The organism is Chitinophaga ginsengisoli, from assembly GCF_003014595.1.
GTDB classification, from domain to species: Bacteria; Bacteroidota; Bacteroidia; order Chitinophagales; family Chitinophagaceae; genus Chitinophaga; species Chitinophaga ginsengisoli.
On record NZ_PYGK01000015.1, the window covers coordinates 101,358 to 120,537 of the forward strand.

A 19,180-nucleotide genomic window follows, 5' to 3' on the forward strand; every position below is an offset into this window, starting at 1 on the left:
AAATGTTATATGCCAAATGACAAATGTTATCGGGGACGGCCCCGGACCTGGTCCCGCCCCGGCCTCCGCCCTGGACCCCGCCCTGGCCCCCGGCCCGGCCCCGGGGTTGAAAACCCCGGGCTACAAACAATAAGACTCCTAAAGGAGTCTATCGGCGCGAATGATTCCGTATTGTTCATGCCCCGGAAACTCGTTTCATGTCCAACCTACGAGGCATATTAAAGGCATATTAAACCCATGTCAAACCCATCTCAAACACATCATCTCCTCATCCAAAACTGACTTTCGGCCAAATATTAATAATTTGCATCCAAATTGAATGATTTGGGTGCTTCTGTTTTTCTGATTACACCGCCTTTCACTCAGCTGAATACGCCTTACCCGGCCACAGCTTACCTGAAAGGCTTTTTAAATACTAAAGCAATTACCTCCTTCCAGGCCGACCTTGGCATAGAGGTAACCCTGGCCCTGTTCTGTAAACAGGGGCTGCAGGAATTGTTTAACCTGATCGATAGTCAGCCGGCAGAACATTCCGATAACATCACCCGCATTATCGCCCTGCAGGATGATTATATAGAGACCATTGACGATGTGATCCTCTTCCTCCAGGGAAAGAATCCGACACTGGCCCACCGTATCTGTAAACGGGATTTCCTGCCTGAAGCCAGCCGTTTTGCCCAGCTGGAAGACCTGGACTGGGCCTTTGGCTCCATGGGGAACCAGGACAAAGCGAAACACCTGGCTACGATGTATCTGGAAGACCTGTCTGACCTGATCATGGAATGTGTGGATGAACACTTCGGGTTCAGCCGCTATGCGGAGAAGCTGGGCCGTTCTGCGAACAGCTTCGATGAGCTGTATGCCGCATTACAGGCGCCCTATACCTTCATAGATCAAAAGCTCATAGAGATACTGGAAAAGCATATGGCGACCATACAGCCTAAGCTGGTGGCTATTTCCGTTCCTTTTCCGGGTAATTTATACGCCTCCCTCCGCTGCGGACAATGGATCAAGGCCCATTATCCCGGTGTGAAGATTGCCATGGGTGGCGGTTTTGCCAATACCGAGCTACGTTCTGTGTCTGATCCCCGTGTATTTGAATTTTATGACTTCATTGCACTGGACGACGGGGAAGCCCCGCTGGAGAACCTGGTCGCCCATGTAGAAGGCCGTAAGGAGCTGAATGAGCTGAAACGCACCTTTACCATCATTGACGATAAGGTGACCTACCTGAACGACAAGGCCTGTGGCGACTACAAACAAAGCCAGGTGGGTACGCCCGATTACAGCGATTTCCTGCTGGACAGTTATATCTCCGCTATTGAGGTGGTGAACCCCATGCACCGCATGTGGAGCGATGGACGCTGGAATAAGCTGACCATGGCCCATGGCTGCTATTGGGGCAAGTGTACCTTCTGCGATATCTCTCTGGACTATATCCGCCTGTATGAGCCGATCGCTGCACAGCTATTGTGCGACCGTATGGAAGAGATCATCGCGCAGACTGGTCAGAATGGTTTCCACTTCGTGGATGAAGCAGCGCCTCCTGCACTGATGCGGGCGCTGGCACTGGAAATCCTGAAGAGAAAGCTGAACGTCAGCTGGTGGACGAATGTGCGCTTTGAGAAGAGCTTCACCCGCGACTTGTGTGTCCTGTTGAAAGCCTCCGGTTGTATTGCCGTTTCCGGCGGACTGGAAGTAGCATCCGACAGGCTGCTGGCCTTGATCCAGAAAGGGATCACCGTGGCCCAGGTGGCGCAGGTGAACCGTAACTTCACGGAGGCGGGCATTATGGTCCATGCTTACCTGATGTACGGTTTCCCGACCCAGACAGCCCAGGAAACAGTAGATTCCCTGGAAATGGTGCGCCAGATGTTTAAAACAGGCATCCTGCAGTCGGCCTTCTGGCATCAGTTCACCATGACGGCCCATAGTCCCGTAGGGCAGCATCCGGAGATGTTCAGCGTGCGGAAGGAGACGGAAGTGATAGGCGCTTTTGCTAATAACGACATTGTACATATCGACGAAACGGGAGCGGAGCACGAACTTTTCGCCTATGGATTGAAGAAGTCTTTGCTGAATTATATGCATGGCATCTGCCTGGATGATCCGCTGCAGAAATGGTTTGAGTTCAAGATACCGAAAACGAAGATCGCACCCGACTATATAGAAAAGGCATTATTGGAAGACCAGTATGCGCCTCCCAAACCCACCGCCAAGGTGGTATGGCTGGGTAAAACGCCGGGCGTACAGACCATTACAAAAACCAAGAAAGGTAGCTCCTGGGAAGTGACGTCCCTGACTTTCCAGAACAGGAAGGAAAAAGCGAATATCAGCGTGAATAAGGAGGAGGGAATCTGGCTGGCGGATATGCTGGAGAAACTGTCTATCAGCAACCAGAAGACCTATACCCTGAAGGAGGTAATGGATAGCTATACAGCCGCCGGGCTGGAAGATTTTGAGCTGTTCTGGGACAATAAACCAGTAAATTCACTGTACAAATTCGGATTATTGAAATTGTGAATGAAGTACTTTAACAGGGGGAAGCGGCTCGCTATCCTGTCTCTGCTGCTTTTAACAGCCATGCTGAAAGGGGCCTCCACCTATGCGCAGGAGGCGGTACAGATAGATAGCACCTTACGGGAACATATTTTCACCTACGGCGAAATAGAGTGCCTGGAGGATCTGAAGGGTACCCTGACCTTTGACCAGGTCAGGAGTGATAGTATTGCTGCCCGGTTCCGTTCCAGCCCTGTCAGTACACCGCAGAACCAGCACCTGGGAGCACCGGTATGGTTCCGGATAAAGGTCAGACATGACCGTAGCGCTCATAGGTTTTACCTGCTGGAATTCTTTGACCAGACTATAGATGAAATAGACGCCTACCTGCCCGATACCAATGGTGTATACAAGAAGCAGCAGATAGGGGACAAGTATCCCTTCGCACAGCGCTGGTTCCATCATAAGAACTTTGAATTATCGCTGGATAATGACCGGGAGGATGAAGCGGTCTACTACTTCAGGATCAGTTCAGCCCAGACAGCCGATGTGATCATTGTGCTGCGTTCCATTGACCGTTTTGTGTCTTATGCCCTGAGCGAATACCTCACATTCGGGATCTTTTACGGCATGATCTTCATTTTCAGTTTTTACAACCTGATCATGTTCATTGCCATGCGACAGCGGCAATACCTGTATTATGTATTGTACAATCTCAGCGTGGTGCTCTACGAGATGTGTACAGACGGTATCGCCTATCAATGGTTGTGGCCCAATGCACCCAACTGGAACCAGTACGCTTTTGCCTGGCCCTTGCTCAGTATGAGCATTTTCGCCCTGTTGTTTACCCGTAGCCTGCTGGCGGTGCATGTAAGGGCACCTTTGCTGAATAAACTGATTATGGGGGTGATTGTGGCCCGTTGCGGTTATTTCCTGGCCTGCCTGCTGATCAATCCTTACTGGTTCAATTACAAGTTTGTAGAGCTGATCCCACTGGCGGTAGCTTTCTATACGGGGCTATATATCTGGTTGAGGGGGTACCGGCCGGCCCGTTTCTTCGTGTTGGGGTACAGCTTCCTGTTTGTCGGCTTCATGCTGAAGTTCTTCATTATGCTGGGTTATACCTGGCTGAACTTCGGCATCGTTAGCTATTACAGCCTGAGTTTCTGTTTTATCCTGGAGATGTTCTTTTTGTCATTCGCTGTGGGCGATAAGGTACGGCTGCTCAAGAAGAAGAGGGACAAGGCACATCGCCAGATGATCCGGCAGATGACGGAGAATGCCCGCCTGAAAGACAGCCAGAACCGGGAACTGGAAGCCCAGGTACAGGCGCGTACGAAACAGCTGTCTGAACAGGCGGATGTCATTGCCGCCCAGAATGAGGTGCTGATAAAGACGAATAGCCTGCTGGAAGCGCAGGCCGCGGAGATCTCCCGTATGAACGCCCTGCTGGAACAGGACAACCGTCAGCTGCAGACAAATGTAGAGAAAGTGACAAGGGCGAGAGCCTTATCAACTTCCCTTGATTTTGAAGAATTCAGCAAGATCTATCCCGATAAGGAGAGCTGCCTCCACTTCCTGGCAGACCTGAAATGGACGGGGACCTTCCGTTGCCGGAAATGCGGTAACGAGCATTATTATCCTGGTCATCAGCCCTTTAGTCGCCGTTGCAGTAAATGCAGTTATGAAGAATCGGCAACCGCGTATACTATCTACCAGAATATCCGCATCCCTATTAATAAAGCCTTTTACCTGACCTTCCTGGTGTACTCTACCAAGGGCAGGATCTCCTCTCATAAGCTGTCAGAAATCCTGGAAATCAGGCAAAGTACCTGTTGGTCATATGCTACCCGCATTACCAAAATGATGGAGGAAAGGAAGAAAGAACTGAAGCAGGCAAACGGTCAGGGATGGAGTTTGCTGGTTTTAGATGAAAGAGAAGACACATGAAATGAAAGAAAGTGAATTTTTTTGAAAGGTATAGAAGCGTATCAACGCACTTATGCAATATATCCGTTATAACAAGGTATAACCCTTCATAATCAAGGCTTACAGGCCGTTAATCCCCAGGGTATCAAAGCGTATCATTTTCTTTATAATTAGCTATAAATCAGTTAATTGTGATAATATTTTCCATTGTCGTTTGTGAAACTCCTCCTATCTTTACAATATGAAACCTGACCATGTTCAAATGAAAGCCTGGTCATCGTTATGAAAAGGAAAATTCACGTTTAGATTATCCTTATCCACAAACCAAAGTACCGACACATTATGAAAAAAAGGGGAACATTCCTGACAGCATTGCTGTTGGCATTGTGGGGTTTTGCCATGGCGCAGCAAGACATCACTGTAAAGGGACACATCCAGGACAAGCAGGGTAACTCACTTCCCGGCGTTTCCATCAAAATTAAAGGAACTGCAAAAGGTACGGCGAGCCAGCCGGACGGTAACTTCACCATACAGGCTGCGGCAGATGCCGTCCTGGAGCTTTCCTATGTAGGATATAATACACAGGAAGTGCCGGTGAATGGTCGTTCCCGGATCGCTATCACTTTGGAAGACACCAAAACAGACCTGAACGAAGTAGTGGTGATTGGTTATGGTACCCAGAAAAAGAAAGATGTGACCACCGCAGTAGTGAGTGTCAATACCAAAGATATCAGCGAGCGACCTATTACCCAAACAGCCGCTGCCCTGCAGGGTAAAGCGGCTGGTGTACAGGTGACCCAGCCTTCCGGTAAGCCTGGCGCTGCCTTTTCCGTTAGGGTGCGTGGCGCTACCTCCGTACAGGCGGGTAACGAGCCCCTGTATGTAATAGATGGAGTACCTACCACCGATACCAGAGATATCAATACAAACGATATTGCCACCATCACCGTACTGAAAGATGCATCCAGCGCCGCTATCTACGGTGCAAGGGCTTCCAATGGTGTGGTGCTGATTACCACCAAAAGAGGGCGTGCCGGTGATGCCGTGATCAACTTCAATACCTACTATGGGATATCCAAGATCGGTAAGAAGATCGATGTACTAAATCCTACCCAGTACAATGACCTGATGAAAGAAATGGGATATGCTGTAACAACGCCTACCACCACGACCAACTGGCTGGATGAAGTATTCCAGACAGGTCATAACCAGAACTACCAGTTATCCGCTTCTGGTGGTAGTGACAAATCACAGTACTTTATTTCCGGTGCTTACACCAAAGATGATGGTATGGTGAAACCGGCTAAATATAACCGTCGTGTTTTCAGGGCCAACCTGGACAATCAGCTGAAACCATGGATGAAGCTGACGACCAATATCAGCTATTCCAATGTAGATCTGGCAGACCTGAAGGATAATGACAATGCGGGTCGTAATGCCGCCATCCTTGGTGCGCTTAATGCACCTCCGGTAATAGGCATCTATGAAACAGATGCAGATGGTCACCGTCGTTATACTATGAACCCGTATAAATCAGGCTGGGATAATCCGCTGGCAGCTATTGAAGGCCCTACGCAGGGTACTAAAGACAATCGTGTGTTGGGTAATGCTGCCCTGGACATCAACCTCACCAAAGACCTGAAAGTGAGGAGTAACTATGGTGTCGATTACATGAACCATAAGTATGATTACTACCTGGATTATATTATGACCACTCCCGGCCGTAATGATCATGGTTATGCTTCCTCTCAGCGTTACAATACACTGACCTGGCTGTGGGAAAACACGATCAACTATGACAAGACCTGGAAGAAACACTCGATCTCCGCATTGGGTGGTGTAACAACGCAGAAGAACAACTACGACGAGACTAACCAGACAGGTCGTGATTTCCCCGCTGATCCTACTGTAAAGACGCTGAACGCGGCTAACCAGATAACAGGCGATACCAAAGAATCACAATGGTTCCTGATGTCTTACCTGGGCCGTATTATGTATAACTATGACAGCCGGTATCTGTTAACAGCCAACTTCCGTGCGGATGGCTCCTCCAAACTGGATAAGAAGCACAAGTGGGGTTACTTCCCATCTGTATCTGCCGGTTGGCGTATCTCTGCAGAGCCTTTTATGAGAGATGTGAAAGCGATCAGTGACCTGAAACTGAGAGCCGGCTGGGGACAGAACGGTAACGTGGAAGGGCTGAGTCCATATGCGTCTCTGGGCCTGAACTCGTATGCCCGTCAGACGCCGACCAGCCCATTATCCGGTCCTGCCATTCTGCCTCCGGATGGTGCACCCAATCCTGATCTGAAATGGGAAACCACCACACAGACAAACGTTGGTATTGACCTGAGCCTCTTTGACTCAAGACTGAATTTTTCTGCGGATGCTTATATCAAGAAAACAAACGATCTGCTGTTGAACGTGAAGCTCCCCGATGCGTCCGGATATGATCATATCACCCGCAACTCCGGAAAAATGGAGAACAAAGGGCTGGAGTTCCTGGTATCTTCTGTGAACGTTGATAAGAAAGACTTCCGCTGGACGACCGACTTCAACATCGCTTTTAACCGTAACCGTATCACCGCACTGGAGCTGTCGGACGTATACTACTTTGCCCCTGTAGAGAACAGGGATAATATCATCACACTCAGAAAAGGCTTGCCGCTGGGTACTTTCTACGGATATATTTCTGAGGGAGTAGATCCGAAGACAGGAAACGTCATCTACAAAGACGTGAACGGTGATGGTAAAGTAACACCGACTGACCGTACAGTAATCGGTAATGCGCAGCCTGACTTTACGTATGGTATGAACAACAACCTGACCTATAAGAACTGGTCATTCTCCTTCCTGTTGCAGGGTTCACAGGGTAATGATGTGTTCAATGCTTCCCGCATGGAAACAGAAGGTATGTACGACAGCAAGAACCAGTCTACCGAAGTACTGCGCCGCTGGACTACACCGGGTCAGGTAACAGACATTCCGCGTGCGACCAATGGAGATGTGACCAATTCCCGTACCTCTTCCCGTTTCGTAGAGAATGGCTCCTTCCTGCGTATGAAGAGCGCCACCTTATCCTACAATCTGCCACAGAGCGCATTGACTACACTGCACCTGAGCAGACTGATGGTATATGCCACCGCACAAAATCTCTTTACGATCACCAGCTACAAGGGCTTTGATCCGGAAGTGAATGCTTTTGCCAGCAATGCCGCTAATGGTGTAACGCTGGGAATCGACTATGGCACATATCCTGTGGCGAGAACATTTATCCTTGGTTTAAACCTGTCATTCTAAACGCTTGAGTTATGAAAAGAACAAACCGTCTCCTCATCATATCTGCTGCACTGGTTTCGCTGGCCCTTGGTGCATGCAACAAAGACCTGAACCTGCAGCCTCCGTCCAATACAGTTGTTGGTAATGGAGGGCAGGGTACAGCGGGGTCTTATATAAAAGACGCTGCCACTTCAGAAGCAGCACTGGCCAGCTGTTATGCCTTCTTCCGCAGTAATGCAGCTGAATACTACGTACTGGATTATTTTAATATCGGCGATGCACAGTCAGACAATGCTTATGCAGGTGCTGACAACGCTGCCGGTTTTGAAGTGGATGAATTCCGTATACTGTCCACCAATTCATGGGTAGCACGTGACTGGAGTTATCTATATAACCAGATCACTGCCTGTAACTCTGTGATCGTAAACGTGCCCAAGGTAACCGATGCGGCACTGACAGCTACCCGTAAGGCGCAGATCGTGGCAGAAGCACAGTTCATCCGCGCACGCGCGTACTTCGACCTGGTAAGACTATTCGGTGATGTACCGCTGGTACTCGAGGAGTTGCCTACTATCACTGCAGATAATCTGGCGGAAATATATCCGCTGTTATATCCTGCGCGTGCAAGTAAAGACTCTGTGTATAACCAGATCACCAACGACCTGAAATCGGCCGTTGAGGCAGTACCTGTTTCCGCAGTCAATAAGGGCTTTGTCACCAAAGGTGCGGTATACACCTTGCTCGCCAAAATAGCGGCTACCCGTAAGCCCATCAACTGGCCGGAAGTACAGTCGTATACCGACCAGGTAATAGCACTGGGTTATAGTCTGCTGCCAGTATATGACCAGCTGTGGGACGGTGCTCATGAGAACTCAGCAGAAGCCATCTTCGAACTGAACTTCGATGGCTGGGAGACAGGTGGTAACTGGGGCACCAGTATGTTCCTCGGTACTGACTGGAAGAAGTTCTGCAATCCGAGTAATGACCTGATGCGTGCATATAAGGAAGCGAATGACAGCATCCGTTACAGATCAACGATCACCTTTGCTAACGTAACGGGTAAATGGGGGGATGCCCGTTTATCATTGGATAGCTTCCCGTTCTTCTATAAAATGCGTAAAACGGATGCCAGTCAGAACATCATCATGTATCGCCTGGCAGATGTATTGCTCCTGAAAGCTGAAGCGCTAAATGAGCAGGGGAATGTAAGTGGTGCCAATGACATTGTTACACAGATCCGTCAGCGTGTGAAACTGAACCCGCTTAACATCACCGATCAGGCAGCCATGCGGCTGGCTATCGAGAGAGAACGCCGCCTGGAACTGGCTTTCGAAGGACAGCGCTGGTATGACCTTGTACGTACCGATCGCGCTATTCCTGTCATGCAGGCGGTGACAGACGGTAAGGGCGTGAACCTGGGTTATCACCTCACGGAACAGAGCCTGCTCTGGCCTATTCCACAGGGGGAGATGGACCAGAACGCCAATCTTGAACAAAACACCGGCTACTAGGATTAGACATAAGATAGCGTTAACGAAAAAGATAGGTCTCGTCTCTCATGGGACGGGACCTTCTTTTTACAGGCCTGGTTGACAGGTTACAACATAGACTAAATCAGCGAGAGAGCAACAACACCATCATCCGGAAGCACCGGTACCAGACTAAAAAAGTACTAACGGAAACATTCATCAGACAGAAAAACTTCCTACATGAAACTATGGGTATACAGCTGTTGCGCAGGTGTCTTATTGGCGGCGTGCAACGGACAGCAAACAGGTAACAGGCAGCAAAATGATTCAGTAGCTGTTTATCTTACCACGCCTGATCAGCAGCAATTATTCGCGGCGCAATCAGCGTTGGCAAAAGAGAAGGATACGGCCACTATTAATATCAGGATGGATAGCAGCAGTCAGTTCCAGGAAATGGAAGGTTTTGGTGCCGCGATGACGGGAGCTTCTGCATATGTGATGCAAAGGTATATGTCGCCCGCACAGCGGCAGGCATTGCTGGAGGACCTGTTCGGTACAGAGAAGGGGATTGGCATTAACTACATCCGTATGTCTATTGGTGCTTCTGATTTTTCTACAAGCCCTTATAGTTATGACGATATGCCGGCAGGGCAGCGGGATGATTCTTTGCATCATTTCAGTATCGGGCATGATACACTGGAAGTGGTGCCGGTGCTGAAGCAGGTGGTGGGGATCAATCCCGGTATTCATATCATGGGTAGTCCGTGGAGCGCGCCGGGATGGATGAAGACCAGTGGTAAACTGGAAGGTGGTTCTTTACGTCCTGATGCTTATGATGTGTATGCGCGTTACTTCGTAAAGTACATCCGTGCTTTTGGAAAAGAGGGTATTAAGATTACGGCGCTTACGGTGCAGAATGAGCCGCAGTATGAGGCGATGTATCCAACCATGAAGATGACAGCGCCTGAGCAGGGAACGTTCATTAAGGATCATCTGGGGCCGTTATTGGAGAAAGAGGGACTGAGTGGGCAGACAAAGATCATGTTGTTTGATCATAACTGGAATAGTCCTGAGTATCCGATCTCAATTCTCGATGACAGTCTGATAGCGAAGTATACTGCTGGTGCAGCGTTTCATTGTTATGAAGGGGCTGTAGGGGCTATGAGTAAAGTACATGATGCACATCCGGAGAAGGGGCTTTATTTCACTGAATGTTCAGGTGGTAGCTGGTCGCCTGTTTTTGCGGATAACCTGCAGTATATGGTGCGTCAGTTACTGATCGGGACTGTAAATAACTGGTCGAAGAATGTGCTGCTATGGAATATGGCTTTGGATGAGAAGAACGGCCCTACTACCAATCAGCCGGGCACTGGTGAAGGGAATCGTGGTTGTATGACGTGTCGTGGGGTGGTGACTGTTAATTCCAAAGATGGGGCGGTTACGCGGAATGTTGAATATTATGCGCTGGCGCATTTCAGCAAGTTTGTGCGGCAGGGGGCGAGGAGGATTTATTCTTCTGTATTGCCTGGTGTGGAGAATGTGGCGTTCGTGAATGCGGATGGTTCGCGGGTGATGGTGGTGATCAATACTACGGCGCGGGAGCTGGCGTTTTCTGTGAGCGAGGTTAGTGGGGTATATAAGTATGTGTTGAAGCCTGGGGCGGTGGTGACTTTGGTTTGGAGATGATTGGTTGTTGGGATCGGCGTTCGCTCGGTTTCATATAGTATTGCGGTCTGTGCCCGCTTGTAACACTCTTAGAGGTTGGTTGGAGGGGGCAGCAATAGTGCATTGATCATCTGCACCGCCGTGCAGGGAACCGGGCTAAGGCCCGCAATTACTATATGAAACCGGTGCTGCCTCCTGGGTTCCTATTAGTATTTGGGGACCTCTTTTTGTAGGGTGGTAATATATTGGGGCTTAGATTTGTAAGAGGGCTATATAATTAAAATGTCCGTCGTTTTCTTTTTAAACGACGGACATTTTTGTTATTGGTCAAACACGCTACTAACCACAGCAAGTGAAGACCAGTGTATCGATTAGTGTGACGATTAGTGTATTGATTCGTATATCGACTGATGTATCGACTAATGTATCATTACGCCCTCCAGCTCTTCCAGCGTCTTGCCTTTTGTTTCTTTTACATTCTTCCAGATGAATAGGAAGCCAAGCAAACATATGCCTGCATAGATGTAAAAGGTGCTATCCTTCAGGTGATCGAACAAAATGGGGAAGGTAAATACCAGGATGAAATATGCGGCCCACAGACAGAGTACTGCAAAGGAAGTGGCTGCACTACGGATCTTATTGGGAAAGATCTCTGCAATGAGTACCCAGGTTACAGGAGCTAATGACATTGCATAGGTGCCGATGGCGGCCAGCAAATACCAGGATACCTGTTCAGAGCCGGTTGCCAGCATGCGTACTACGATAATGTATAGTATAGTCAGACCACCGGCACCGATCAGCATCAATGGTTTTCTGCCTAATTTGTCAACCAAAAGCATCGCCAGAATGGTAAAGACAAGGTTGACGCCCCCGATGAATACTGTCTGCAATAGCTGCCCATCCTGAGATACGCCGATGCTTTCAAATATTCTTGGTGTGTAATTGAAGACAACATTGATACCGCAGAATTGCTGGAAGACAGCAAGTATAATGCCGATCACTACGGCCGGTAATGCTGCCTTGCGGAAGATATCTGCGAAGTTTGTCTTTTCAGTGCCTGTGAGGGAGCCTTGAATTACTGATAGTGATTCTGTTGCGAATGCATCTCCGCCAATTTTATTAAGTACGGCCCCTGCCTCTTCAGATCTTCCTGCTTTTACCAGCCAGCGTGGGCTTTCAGGTAGCCACATAGCGCCGATGAAGAACAGGAGGGATGGGATCACACCAAGACCAAACATCCAGCGCCAGGCATCATCTCCATGATTACGGAGCGTATAGTTGACAAGATTGGTGACAAGGATACCTGTGACAATCGTCAGCTGATTGATGGCGACCATGCGTCCGCGGAGGTGGGCAGGTGCTACTTCCGCAATGTACATGGGTGATAGCATAGAGGCCATGCCTACACCGATGCCGGCAACGAACCGGAAGCCGATGAAGATGTTCCTGTCGGGTGCAGCCGCCATGGCAAGAGAAGAGATACCGAAGATCGCAGAGGCCAGTAGCAGGCCACGCTTACGACCATATTTATCTGCCATGGATCCGGCGATGATACAGCCGATAATTGCTCCCAGCGCCAGGCTGCCGGTAGCGAAGCCCTCCCAGTAGGCGTCAAGTCCGAACTGCTTCTGCAGGAAGGGGAGTGCTCCTGAGATCACCGCAAAGTCAAATCCGAACAGGTAACCTCCCAATGCGGAGATAAAGGAGATTCCTAGTATGTAGGCGCCATTAAAAGATGAATGTTTCATAACGGAAGTAGCAAGTTTAATAATTTATTGCACATCAAAAGCAAAAATGGTATGCCGGCGATAAATATCACCTGGTAAAAGAATTGTGTCAGGAAAATGGGCATGATTCGGACTATCCGGAAAAGCCTGTGTTTCAAGGGCTACCGCACCATGTTTCAGGTAAGGGAAGCCTTGTTGTCCGAAGATGCTGCCATCCCAGTAATTGGCGCTGTATACCTGTATGCCTGGCTGGTCTGTGAATACACGTAATCTCCTTCCACTGTGAGGATCTTCCAGTACGGCAGCCGGACCTTCGCCGGGCTGTAATACATAGTTATGATCATAGCCCTGGTCAGCAGGCAGTTCATGAATATGTTCGCCAATCCTTGTTGGATGGGTGAAGTCAAGAGGTGTACCGGCTATAGGCAGTATATTGCCGGTAGGCACATTGTTTTCGGCCTTCTCTGTGTAGGTGCGCGCATTAATCGTCAACAGATGTTCCGTGACTGATGGCTGCTCAAACCCTGTGAGATTAAAATACGAATGATTGGTCAGGCTGACAGGCGTGGCTTTATCCGTATACGCCGTATAGCGGATGTGCAACTGGTTCTCATTGTCAAGCATGTATAAGACCTGTGTGATCAGGTTACCGGGGTAGCCTTCTTCACCTTCAGGACTTGTATACTCCATCAGCACACTGGCTTCTTCCTCCGTCTGATTACATTGTATGACCTGCCAGACTTTTGTGTGAAAGCCGTCGAAACCTCCGTGCAGATGGTTGCCATCGTTGTTGATAGGCAACTGGTATTCTGTTCCGGCTATGATGATGCGCCCACTGGCAATGCGGTTGGCATATCTTCCTACGGTAGATCCGAAGTAAGCAGGGTTGTGCAGGTAGTCCAAGGGATCGGAGAAGCCGGCTACGATGTTCTTTTGTACGCCTGTTTTATCTGGTGTGTATATGGCGGTAATGGTAGCCCCGAGATTGATCAGTGCTACCGTTACCGCGGCATTTTCAAGGGTGATCATATAAAGGGGCGCTCCCCGCAATTCGCCGTATTGAATACGGGTAGCGGATAGCGCCCTGCTATTGACATTTAGCATTGAATCGTTTTTGTGAATGCGTGAAAAGTAGCACCCTGGTGATGGATGTCCAGCGTCAATACTTCATCCAGGTATTGCTGTCCTTCCTGTTCCTGCTGAAGACCCATATGGCCGAGTCCCATCAGGTAGAGACAATGGATGCGGTTCCTACGATTGAGATCCAGGTCGAATACCAGCATATCCGGCAGAGATACCGCAAAATAGTCTATGCGGATGGTATCGTTGATATGCGCTTGTCCAAACTGGATAAAGCGTTCAAAGATATGCTTCGCTTTCTCCGGTTGATCCAGTTGTTGCCATGCCAATGCCTGGTATACGATCTTATCAGGCTGCGGATCGTTGTAATAGATAGCCTGTACCGGTTCACTGATACCAACGGTCGCAGCCAGGAAGTGTTGCTTCGCATTGTCTGCTTGTCCGAGGCCGGCGTAGGCACAGCCTTTCAGATAATTGATGTCGTTTTCCTGTGCACCGTAGAGTTTTCCTTCACCAAGGTTCTCCGGATAAGAGGAGAGTGCTTGTAAGAGGGTCAGTGCTTCTTCAAATTCCCCCTGTTGTATAGCCTGTTTTGCCAGGGCGGTATAACAAAGGATGAACTGTCCGACCACCTTACCTTCACCTCCTTCCCATGGATGGAACTGCCTTTGAGAGAGGAGTTGACGGGCCCGTTCAAATTCACCGAGATTGTTGTATAAGGTAATGCGTTCCAGGTAGAGATCGTCTCTTCTTTCTACCAGCTGCATATTGTTTTCCAGTAATGCCAGTCTTTCCTGTGATGATCTGCCGGTGATCTTATACAGCTGGTCCAGCTCCATCAGGATGCGGGCATCATCAGGGGCCAACGCGAAGGCTTTCTCCATGAAGACTACTGCCTCGTCCTTTTTATGCAGTTTGTTGTAATAAGCGAGGGAGAGGTTCCTGTGTACAATAGCGAAACTATCATCGAGGCTGGCTGATTGCTCCCAGCAGGCGATCGCTTCTGTATACTGGCGTTTGTCATACCAGAGATTGCCCAGGTAATAAGCAGCTTTGGCATCAGATGGATTGGCCGCCAGGGCGCTTTGCAGGATGATCACTTCTTCTACTTTGTTCGGGAAACAGTAACCAGCATCCTGTGTGGCGGCTTGTTTATAATAGGCTAATGCCTGTTCAGGTGTGTTGTTGCAGGTAGCGAACCATCCCATGTAGTAATACAACAGAGGAGCGGTAGCGCCATGTGCATCGAGGTATGACTGTAATACCTGGATAGCGGTCGTGTAGCAACCTGCATGTGCATAGTCGAGCGAGAGTTCGAGGTAGTTATTCAGGCTGCCACGCATCAAGGTGCGTAGTCTTTCTAATACGCTGTTGTCTTTGCTGGCGAGGTACCATTCGAACAGGCATCCGTAGTTAAATGGATCTATTTCAAGGGAGGCTTTGGCGAATGTGATACAATCTTCTGTCAGACCTCTTTCTCTGAGAATGATCGTTTGCAGATGTCGGGCGGTATGATTGTGGTAATTGCGCACGAGTGATTTCTTAACAAGGGATAATGCGTCATCCCATTTATGGCTGGAAGCGGCGATGCGTGCCAGCATCAGGAAGCCGCTATGTTGCCAGGCATCGTTCCAGGTTGCTTTGAAGAAGATGTCGTATGCTTCCGCCTTTTTGCCTTGCAGGAACAGCGCACATCCCAGGTTGTAATATACCTCTCCGTCATATGGATTAGGATTGCGGCTGGTCATTGTTTTGATAGCCGTTCTGAAATATGGCGCCGCCTGGGCGAATTGTCCGCGGCGGAGCAGTAACAATCCCATCGCGTTATTACAACGGATATCGCCGGGGCTTCTTCTCAGTCCTTCTTCATAATAGTCGATCGGATTGAAGGTAGCATGACGGTACTGTTCCAGGTGGTGACCATTCAGGTACAGTTCCTCCACTTGTCCAATATCCTGCGGCAGACGAGCAGCTGATGCCGGCGCCGGTATTTCATGCGCTGCCGGTGGTGCTGGTTGCCAGGATACGAGTGTATGTCCTGTTTCATCGGCAACGATCACTTTCCAGTCTTCCGGTACTACATCCGGACCGCAATCAAATGTTGCAGAGAAGGGAGCGTATGGAGAGAGGGAAGCAGGGAATTGCTGTACTTCCTTACCATTCTTCAGCAGGCGGATCACGGCGTTTTTGTAAAGGGCTGTGGCGTATACTTTGATGGTCAGTAGCTGGTCCTGCCATTCCATATTCAGCATAGCTTCTTTGGTAGCATTTTTAACTACCCCGGCTTGTGCATATGGCATGAAATATTGTTCGAAGGTCTTGCCTTCATTGGGTTGCAGCCAGGAGAAGTCAGGCTGATTGTCGGTGAACATACCGGTCATCAGCTCAATGTAAGGTCCATCTTCATCTGTCAGGTTCCTGTCCCAGGCATAACCGAAGTCTCCATTGCCCCAGGTCCATTGTTTTTTACCGGGAGATACATGATGGTCGGCTACGTGTAGCATACCGGCCTGTGTATCGTGCTCGTAACAACCCATAAAGTCATATTCAGAGCGGATGGCCATGTAGGAAGTCGGAACGGGAATAGTATGATAATGGGAAATATCTGTTCCCGGTGAGTAGTCTACTTTGTAATAAGTGCCCGTTGCAATCGGGAAGTCGGATACGTCGCGTTTACCATGGTCAAACACGGCGTATACATCCGGCGGGAAGACCGACTGGTAGTGGTCATTCACTTTCACTGCGGGGTTGGCCCACCAGAGGAAGGTTTGAGGGAAAAGTGTACGGTTGAACAACTTGCCTTTTATTTCCAGGTAAGCTTTATCGGGATAGAGTGTAAAGCCAGCCATGCCTTTGGTGCGGAACATCACTTCCACTTCATTCACCCATACTGTTTTGCTGCCATCGGCATTTTCTTCTGTGGTGAAGTCAACGGGTTGAAAGGTGCTGGGACGATGGTGTTGTGGCCAGTTGAACTCTATGCCGCCTGAGATCCAGGGGCCTGCCAATCCTACAAGCGCAGGTTTGATCACCTGGTTGTAATACACAAAGTCGCGCTGCCTGATCTTATCGTATGCACGTTGTATACGGCCGCCCAGTTCAGGCAGGATCATTATCTGCAGGAAATCATTTTCGAGGAATACGGCGGTGTATTCCTGCATGGTTTTCTCATCGGCGATCTGCTCGATAACGGGATGAGGGTACACCACACCACTGCTGCCCTGGTATACTCTTTTCTCCAGGAACATAGGGTGTTTTTCCGGTGTGCCTGTCTTGTACGTGGGTATGGATACGCTTTCTATCCTGACTGTCACTTCCATATGGTCACTTTTATATTTTATGCTTTTAATCCCGTGGGACCAATTTAACTAATAATGCATCTTTAGGTGGCACTGTCAGCGTAAAGGAAGGCTGACCATTGCTGATCTCTCCCAGTACGGCGTCTGTCATAAAATCCCTGATCTCATAGTGCCTTTTATCTGCCACGTCTGCTGTCTGCCAGCTGGCTTCAAAGGGTTTATCCTTTATGAAGTTGAACATGGCCAGCAGGGTGGTGTCTCCTTTGTGGAAGAAGGTCATCTGCTGGTCCTGGGTATCGCCGTCAGACATGCTGAGGGGAGTAAAGGCCGTAGGATGACTGAACCAGGCGCATACTGCAGGATGGTTCAGGAACTTCTTCGCTCTTTCCGCAGCTGTTTTCTGACGGAAGTCGGAGCCGTCTCCCAGTATGCTGCCCATGACCATCATGGCATATAGGCGCACCTTGATCTCCTGTTCTGTGAGTTCAGGATTGTTCTGGAAGTTCTTCATCACGATCACGTCCAGGTTGGTAAAGGGCCATAGTGTACCCTGCATCCACCATAGATGGGAGCCGGCAGCCAGTGAGGCTGCGGTACTACCCCAATGGGGGAATCCCGGCTGATCGTCCCGGAGGTGGGAGTATACATCCGTAGAGATGAAGCGGGTATGTGCATACTGGTGGGGGAACATGGGAGAGATGGCCTGGGTGATGAAGACATCGGGCCCCATGATGGAATCCACCAGTGAGCGCAGCATTTTGAGTCCTTCGCTGTAGGCCTGCATACCTGAGCGGGTATTGCGGTTGTACCGGGTGCTGGATTCCAATGCTCCGGCGGTCAGAAAATCTATTTTGATAAAGGTAGCATGTATGGCCTTTGCCTTTTGTAATTGCTGAATGATGGCCGCTCGTGTAGCGGGGTGGGAAGGATCGATCGGATAACAGGCCCAGTCGCCTTCCTTGTACATGATCGGTTGTCTGTTCTTATCCTTCAGCACAACCTCGCTCAGGGGTGTTTGTGTACCACCGAAGGGATTGTCCAGGGTATTCTTCCAGGTCCATACGGCAAAGGGGATAAAGTAGAACCCCATTTGTTGCCGCTTTTTCTGCCCATATCTGGACAAAGACGTGAGCAGTGAGGTTGTGTATATGGATTGGTCGTACGAGTCAACGCTGAGCACCGGAGGCGCATATTTGTTGAAGTTGTCCAGGGTGGCAATGAAGTCGGACGTTTTAATCACACCCGGTGGCATCATTACCCTGGTATTCCCCAGTACGCCTTCCACGCCGAAGCTGTTCCAGTAGAAGGGCGCATCGCCTTTCCAGTCGCTTCTGCCAGCCAGCTGCACGTTTACTTGTCCGTAGGCCGTAAACGCCTTACGGGTATCTGCATCGGCTGCCAGATAGATGAGGGGAGAGGTAATGGTCTTGCCCAACATTGTGCCGTGCGGTGCATGATCGTGGGTGCCATCTAATCCGCCGTAGGCTGGCTGCAAGGATTTATCATCCGCGGTAGCGGCCCCACCATATACGATAAAAGAATCGATGCGACCTGTTTCTTTGCCTGTTCCGTAACGGAAGCCAGTCTTCCAGAAGTCGTGCGTTACACTACCGGTTACCAGTCCGGAGAGACTATGCAGGTCGTAGACGGAAGTAAATTCATAACTGATACCAGACGCAGAAGGCCATTGACGGGTAATCACCGGCACCCAGTTATCATTATCGAAGGGGACGTCCAGGATGCGGGGCGCATTACCCGGAACAAACAGGTAAGCCTGCTGTTCCGGGATAATGGTTAATGGAGAGATGTTACGCGATTCCAGTGTCGCGTCACCTATGGCCTGTACATCGAGCAGCAGGTGAGGCGATTGTGCGTAGACGGTGATATGTTGTTCCAGTTGTAAAGGCCTGGAAGGATCGCTGTGTATGATAGTGATAGTAACACCTTTGCCGGAAGCATCCTGCATGGGAGTCGTACTGTATTGGTGCCTGGAGAAATCAGTACTGGTCAGTTTACCGTTATTCAACTCTTCAATTGTGGCGATGGTATTTTGCAGCCGTACGCCGTTGCTGAACAGGTAATTGATCTTGCCGGTATGACTGTCTACCGTCAGTTGCACGTTTGCATTGGACACCACCAGGCTGTCGGCCGATGACGTCACTATCTGTGCCAGTATATTCCCGGATGCGATGCAGAGCAGGCCGGCAAATGATATGTTACGGATGATCTTCAT

General features: G+C 49.5%; 9 protein-coding genes. 5 read left to right on the forward strand and 4 right to left on the reverse strand.

Going from position 1 to position 19,180, the window contains the following annotated elements; all coding sequences use genetic code 11:
• The first annotated feature begins 324 nt into the window (after positions 1–324).
• The 5 genes from CLV42_RS26880 to CLV42_RS26900 all read left to right on the forward strand — a co-directional run bounded on the left by CLV42_RS26880 (position 325) and on the right by CLV42_RS26900 (position 10,862).
• On the forward strand, positions 325–2,523 hold the full coding sequence (locus tag CLV42_RS26880; protein ID WP_106605105.1) for a B12-binding domain-containing radical SAM protein: 2,199 nt from the start codon (positions 325–327) through the stop codon (positions 2,521–2,523).
• Positions 2,524–4,449 (forward strand): 7TM diverse intracellular signaling domain-containing protein, encoded by a 1,926-nt coding sequence (locus CLV42_RS26885; RefSeq protein WP_106605033.1) that lies wholly within the window; start codon positions 2,524–2,526, stop codon positions 4,447–4,449.
• A gap of 321 nt (positions 4,450–4,770) precedes the next feature.
• Positions 4,771–7,728, forward strand: coding sequence for a SusC/RagA family TonB-linked outer membrane protein (locus CLV42_RS26890; RefSeq protein WP_106605034.1), 2,958 nt, complete (start codon positions 4,771–4,773; stop codon positions 7,726–7,728).
• 11 nt (positions 7,729–7,739) lie between these two features.
• Positions 7,740–9,218: a RagB/SusD family nutrient uptake outer membrane protein gene (locus CLV42_RS26895; protein ID WP_106605035.1), complete on the forward strand. Its 1,479-nt coding sequence runs from the start codon at positions 7,740–7,742 to the stop codon at positions 9,216–9,218.
• Between the two features lie 198 nt (positions 9,219–9,416).
• On the forward strand, positions 9,417–10,862 hold the full coding sequence (locus CLV42_RS26900; protein ID WP_106605036.1) for a glycoside hydrolase family 30 protein: 1,446 nt from the start codon (positions 9,417–9,419) through the stop codon (positions 10,860–10,862).
• A 398-nt stretch (positions 10,863–11,260) separates the two neighbouring features.
• Here the strand turns inward: CLV42_RS26900 and CLV42_RS26905 are convergent, their stop codons facing one another.
• From CLV42_RS26905 to CLV42_RS26920, 4 genes are read right to left on the reverse strand one after another with little or no spacing between them, the layout of a single operon-like run.
• Positions 11,261–12,589: a sugar porter family MFS transporter gene (locus CLV42_RS26905; protein WP_106605037.1), complete on the reverse strand. Its 1,329-nt coding sequence runs from the start codon at positions 12,587–12,589 to the stop codon at positions 11,261–11,263.
• Positions 12,590–12,613: 24 nt separating this feature from the next.
• Entirely contained in the window at positions 12,614–13,672 is a 1,059-nt protein-coding gene (locus tag CLV42_RS26910) for an aldose epimerase family protein (protein ID WP_106605038.1), read from the reverse strand.
• On the reverse strand, positions 13,666–16,968 hold the full coding sequence (locus CLV42_RS26915; RefSeq protein WP_106605039.1) for a DUF5107 domain-containing protein: 3,303 nt from the start codon (positions 16,966–16,968) through the stop codon (positions 13,666–13,668). The genes CLV42_RS26910 and CLV42_RS26915 overlap by 7 nt, the downstream gene beginning before the upstream one ends.
• A gap of 25 nt (positions 16,969–16,993) precedes the next feature.
• Positions 16,994–19,180 carry a hypothetical protein gene (locus tag CLV42_RS26920; RefSeq protein ID WP_106605040.1) on the reverse strand — a complete coding sequence of 729 codons (2,187 nt, stop codon included), beginning with the start codon at positions 19,178–19,180 and terminating at the stop codon, positions 16,994–16,996.